General features: G+C 41.1%; 5 protein-coding genes. 1 reads left to right on the top strand and 4 read right to left on the bottom strand.

Annotation, left to right across the window (positions count from 1 at the left end):
- Positions 1-240, top strand: a 240-nt coding sequence (locus tag IQ228_RS26815; protein WP_228043988.1) for a hypothetical protein, incomplete at its 5' end; no start/stop codon positions are given.
- A gap of 501 nt (positions 241-741) precedes the next feature.
- Here IQ228_RS26815 and nadB read toward each other — a convergent pair.
- The 4 genes from nadB to IQ228_RS20815 all read right to left on the bottom strand — a co-directional run bounded on the left by nadB (position 742) and on the right by IQ228_RS20815 (position 4,023).
- Complete coding sequence (gene nadB, locus IQ228_RS20830; RefSeq protein WP_027404573.1) at positions 742-2,424, bottom strand: L-aspartate oxidase; 1,683 nt, start codon at positions 2,422-2,424, stop codon at positions 742-744.
- Complete coding sequence (locus IQ228_RS20825; RefSeq protein WP_370566919.1) at positions 2,417-2,584, bottom strand: alpha/beta hydrolase; 168 nt, start codon at positions 2,582-2,584, stop codon at positions 2,417-2,419. Before IQ228_RS20825 ends, nadB begins: the two co-directional genes overlap by 8 nt.
- 37 nt (positions 2,585-2,621) lie before the next feature.
- A complete protein-coding gene (gene psbU / locus IQ228_RS20820; RefSeq protein ID WP_193964255.1) occupies positions 2,622-3,050 on the bottom strand; it encodes a photosystem II complex extrinsic protein PsbU in 429 nt (142 codons plus the stop codon).
- 292 nt (positions 3,051-3,342) lie between these two features.
- On the bottom strand, positions 3,343-4,023 hold the full coding sequence (locus tag IQ228_RS20815; protein WP_370566918.1) for a DUF3120 domain-containing protein: 681 nt from the start codon (positions 4,021-4,023) through the stop codon (positions 3,343-3,345).
- Positions 4,024-5,052 lie beyond the last annotated feature (1,029 nt).

The raw sequence follows: 5,052 nt of genomic DNA, 5'->3' as shown, positions 1-5,052 counted from the left end.
ATTAATGACCTTTACTTAACTTTCTTAAATATACGCATACCATTCAGAAATAGTGGGTTAATAACAATCTCATTAGTGGTTATACTCAAAACGGCTAGAAGCTGGACTTTTTTATCATACAAAGAACAAGTTCAAAGCCTCTCCAGTATTAAATATTATTCCTTTTCCCTCTCCTCTTATAGGGAGAGGTGCAAAGGAGAGGTTTACCAGAGGGAGAGGGGTTTAGCCACCAATAAATAAATTATACACACTAAAAATCTAGCTTTTTTATTATGTTTAAAAAGCTAAGTAGGTGAACACAATAAAACCAAACTGTGTAAAGAAACGTAAAATCGCCCAAACCCTCTTCACTTTTGCCTTGCCATAACGACAATTTTCAACGCCAACCTACTTAGAGGTTGTTTGAAAAAGCCTAATTTTAAGTAATTGGACAAAAATATTTACAGTCATTGCGAGGGAAGGGAAGCAATCACAACCCTTGGAATTGCTTCATTTCACTTCGTTCCCTATGGCTAACGCCACGCTACGCTAACGCAATGACATTGTGTAATTAATTCTGTCTCACTGCCCAGGAACTAGAAGTCACGGCTATACAGGCGAAACCCACCTACGTTAATAACCTTGATTTTTTATTAGTCCACGAAGGTGGACTCTGTTTGTGTAGTAGCGTATCCCTGGCGGGAGCTAGAGGCATCTTTACTAATCGCCATAAACTTTTAAAACATCCTTTTGGCATACTTTTTAAGTAACAGGATTACCCATTACCCATTGCTGATTTTGGACAAGAGTATGCACTTGCCAATTAGGATCAGTTTGGGGATAATCTAAACGGTAATGTCCACCCCGGCTTTCAGTTCTAAAAACAGCACTTTTAAGAATTAATTCCGCCACATCTAATAAATTATGAGTTTCTGCCCACAGCCGCAATTCCTTTTCAATTTGTGGTTGTTGAAAACTAACTGATTGTCTAGGTTTTAAACTCAATAACAATTGACTTAGGGGTAAAGCAGCAAAGTCTTCTTGCCAAGATGCAACTTGAGAAATGGCATTTTCTAAACTTGATTTTTCTCGACAAATACCTGCACTTTGCCAAACTACACGGGGTAAGTTTTGGCGAATTTCTGCTAATTGTCTTTGTTGATTTTCCCACTCGATTAGAGATGGGTTAACTGCCAAACTTTCAGTTTCAATAATATTAGTAGATTCCTGTTTTTCCAGGTGCAATTTTTCATAGTCAACATTAGCCATTTGCGCCCCAAAGACAATACATTCCAACAACGAATTACTAGCTAAACGATTAGCACCATGTACTCCCGTACTGGCAGTTTCTCCAATGGCGTATAAACCGGGAATATTCGTGGCATTCATGACATCCGTGAGGATACCACCCATCCAATAATGGGCAGCAGGTGACACAGGAATGGGTTGAGTAAAGACATCAATCCCCCAATGTTGACAAACGGCGATGATATTCGGGAAACGATGGCGAATTTTGTCAGGGGGAATGGGGCGCATATCTAACCAGACATTCGCTGTAGCCGGGTCAGCAGCCGTTTTTTGTAAATGACTGAAAATCGCTCGACTGACCACATCACGGGGTGCTAGTTCCCCTGCTGGGTGGTAATCAAAGGCAAAACGTCGCCCGGTGTCATCCACCAAATGCGCCCCTTCTCCACGCACAGCTTCACTAATGAGAAAACGTCCTGGTTTACTCAGGGCTGTGGGGTGAAATTGGACAAATTCTAAATCACGGAGAATTGCCCCCACCCGCCAGGCAATAGCCACACCATCACCTGTACTCACTGCTGGATTAGTGGTTTGGGCAAATACTTGACCACCGCCACCAGTAGCTAAAATCACTGCCCCGGCTCTAATCCAGGTAATTTTCCCTTGATAAAATAGGCTTGTTCCCAAACATTGACCGGTTTGGGGTTCTATCCATAAACTCAAAGCCAATGCCTGCTGAATGACTTTGATATTCTCACGACGGAGAACTTGATCTGTGAGGGTGGTGGTAACTTCCCTGCCTGTGGTATCGGCTGCATGAAGCACGCGAGGACGAGAATGGGCTGCTTCTAGGGTTAAAGCCAAGTTACTGTCATGACGATCAAAAGCTACGCCCAGGTCAACGAGGGATTGAATACAACTGGGGGCTTGTTCGGCTAGGAATTTGACAGCGGCGATATCACATAAACCAGCCCCTGCTTTTAATGTGTCTTCAATATGCAGTTTTGGCGAATCTTCTGGGGCGACGGCTGCGGCTATGCCACCTTGCGCCCAATCACTGGCAGAGAGTGAGACTGTTTCTTTAGTAATTAAGCCGACTCGTAAGGATGTGGGTAGACATAGGGCTGTGTATAGTCCTGCTGCACCGGCACCAACTACTAAAACATCGAATTGGTTAGGAATATTTATATCAGGCAAGATGGGGTGATGGGTGATGGGTGATGGGTAATGGGTGATTGGTAATAGGTAATAGGTAATGGGTAATGGGTAATAGGTAATGGGTAATGGGTGATGGGTAATGGGTAATAGGGATATTTATTAGATATCTTGCTTTTTGCTTCCACCAATCACCAATCACCAATCACCAATCACCAATTACCAATTACCAACTAGGGTTATCTGTAGATACCGTTATTGATGCGATCGTCGCCTTCGTTGAAGTTAGGCTCTAATTCTGTCACGGTGAAATAATCCAAGTTAGCTTGCAAACGTTCTTTTTGGCTATCGGTCAATCCTGGCAGATTTAATACATCTTCTACTTTTTCGTAGGGAGCATTTTTGACAATCTTCTTAGCCAAGGTGGGATAAAGTCCTGGATATTGTTGGAAAGCCCGCATATTGGTATTATTCAAATCAATTTTCTTACCAAAATCTGTTCCTAGCTTCTGATCTGCTTTGTTTTGACGGGCAAGTGCTAAAACTGGAACTTGATTTCTCACAAAGCTATTGAAACTAACAGCTTGGGCTGTTTGAGTAGTTCCCAGTATTCCCCAGCAACCTAGCAACAATGTAAACACAGTAAATAAACGCACCAATCCTTTCACGATTTTTACCTCTTTTTTTCCAGGAATAATAAAATTTTGCAGCCAAAAGCCATGAACTATAGGGCATAAGCCAGAAGTTGCAGGGTGTTAGAGCAGTTTTTTTCTAACTTAATCCTGGCTTCTTCATGGTTTAAGCTTGAGAGCTTGCACAACAGTCATCAAAAACTAATATACAGCGTATCAATATCCATAATATTTACGACTATTTGGTTTGACTTGACTTTTGCCAAAAATCTGACCTCATAGCACCTCCGATCCCATTTTTCGGTGTTTACCTGAATTGATGGGAATTTCACGCCAGGACTGCTGCTAATAAGAAGAGACTGTCTACTAGAATTGTACTCAAAACCGCCCCCCCAAAGGCATACCAATGGGATTGCTTATGGAGTAAAGAGACTGTTCCTACTGTCATCAGCATCAGGGCAAGAATGACTGCCCAGCCTTCTCCCCAAGGGGTTTGGACTTGTGCTAGGGCATTTTGTAAGATTTGTGAAGCACCTGATGGATCTGTTCTCATAATTTGTCGCCAATAAGGCATCAAATCCACCAAATAAAAATAAATATCGGTTAAAACCGTTCCTAGTAAAGAACCGAGGTAAAACCAATTGCCGACCTTACCCCAATTTTTCGCTAAACACCACACAGCAAAAGGTAATCCTAATGCTTCTATTGGTATATGCCAGATTGGTTCATATCTTAACCAACCCCAATAAATCGCTCCTGTTAACCAAGTCCAGCTAAAGCCAAAGAGTAAATCTCCCCACAAGTAGGTTTGTGAACGTGACATTAATCTCATACTGATCCACACCCAAAAGCCTGTCATTAATACACTAAGAATGGGAGAAGAGCGCACCAATGGAGCTTCTACAAACACTGGTACTGATACTAAGAATACCGATGCTAAAAATATTAACCAATTTTGTCGGGAAGATAGGAAATTTGGTAAATGATGATTTTTCAGGCTGTGATTGATATCTACAGTCGGGTGAGTAGCTGGGTAGGCGGAGAATGTATGATTAATCAAAGTTTTTAATATTTGTTACTAAACTTTACTTATTTCACAATATCATAACTGAAAATCCCCCAGGGGGGCATCTTGATTATACATAATATTTATGGAGGTATGCACTCAATCGGCAAAGGAATATGACCGTGACCTTGGCTAAGTTTTCAGAAGCGATCACTTTGGAGTAAGCCACAAAATAAATGATCCTGTTTTGTCATGCTGAGTGTAGCGTTCGCGGAGCGTGGCGTTAGCCATAGCAAAACGAAGCATCTCAAGAGATTCTTCACTACACTTGGTTTCGTAATGCCTCTGGCACGCTGCGCGAACAGAATGACATTGGGCATTTCTTTTTGTGGAGTTCTCTTGGCGACTTGGTATTGATAAATCACCAGATTAATCAGAGAAATTGTGAATTTTGTGATTGAGTTATAAGTTATTTGTATAAGATTCTAGTAAAAAAGGACTTTCTCAATTATTGGGGGTCTATTCTCAATAATAATGAGAATTTTATCAATAATCAAACGATTTTTGGTGATTTCAGCTAGGGGGCTTGACAGTGTTCCGAGTTTTTGGTAGGATTGTGTTATTGGTGGAAAATTGTGCGCTCATATATATAAGGCTTTTATTTATCAAGATAATTATTTCCCATATAAATTCCAGAACTAGGGAAATAAAAAAATCATAAGAACACCCGGTAAGTGGGAAACGAGCGCGTCTTTAGACCTGAGAGGGAAACGACACGAGCAGTTCGACAATCTCACTGACCACGGTTTTAACCGCTGTGGATATTAAAATTGAAACCAGATTTTTGATTGGAATCTGGAAACCAACTCCCATTTCTGGGGTAATGTTAGCCTGGACCTGTTATAACCTGAGTTCGATGTAAGAAAACCAGCTAAAAATGAGTATTCAAAAGGGTTAGAGGCTTTTCTGGAAAGAGCCTATGTTCTCAATAAGCCTTAATTATTGAGAATTAATAGGAACCAGCTTAGATTT

Origin of the sequence: Dolichospermum sp. LEGE 00246 (genome assembly GCF_015207865.1) — a bacterium.
Classification (GTDB): domain Bacteria; phylum Cyanobacteriota; class Cyanobacteriia; order Cyanobacteriales; family Nostocaceae; genus Dolichospermum; species Dolichospermum heterosporum.
Note: the sequence above shows the minus strand (reverse complement) of the source record. Positions and strands in the feature narration are given on the sequence as shown.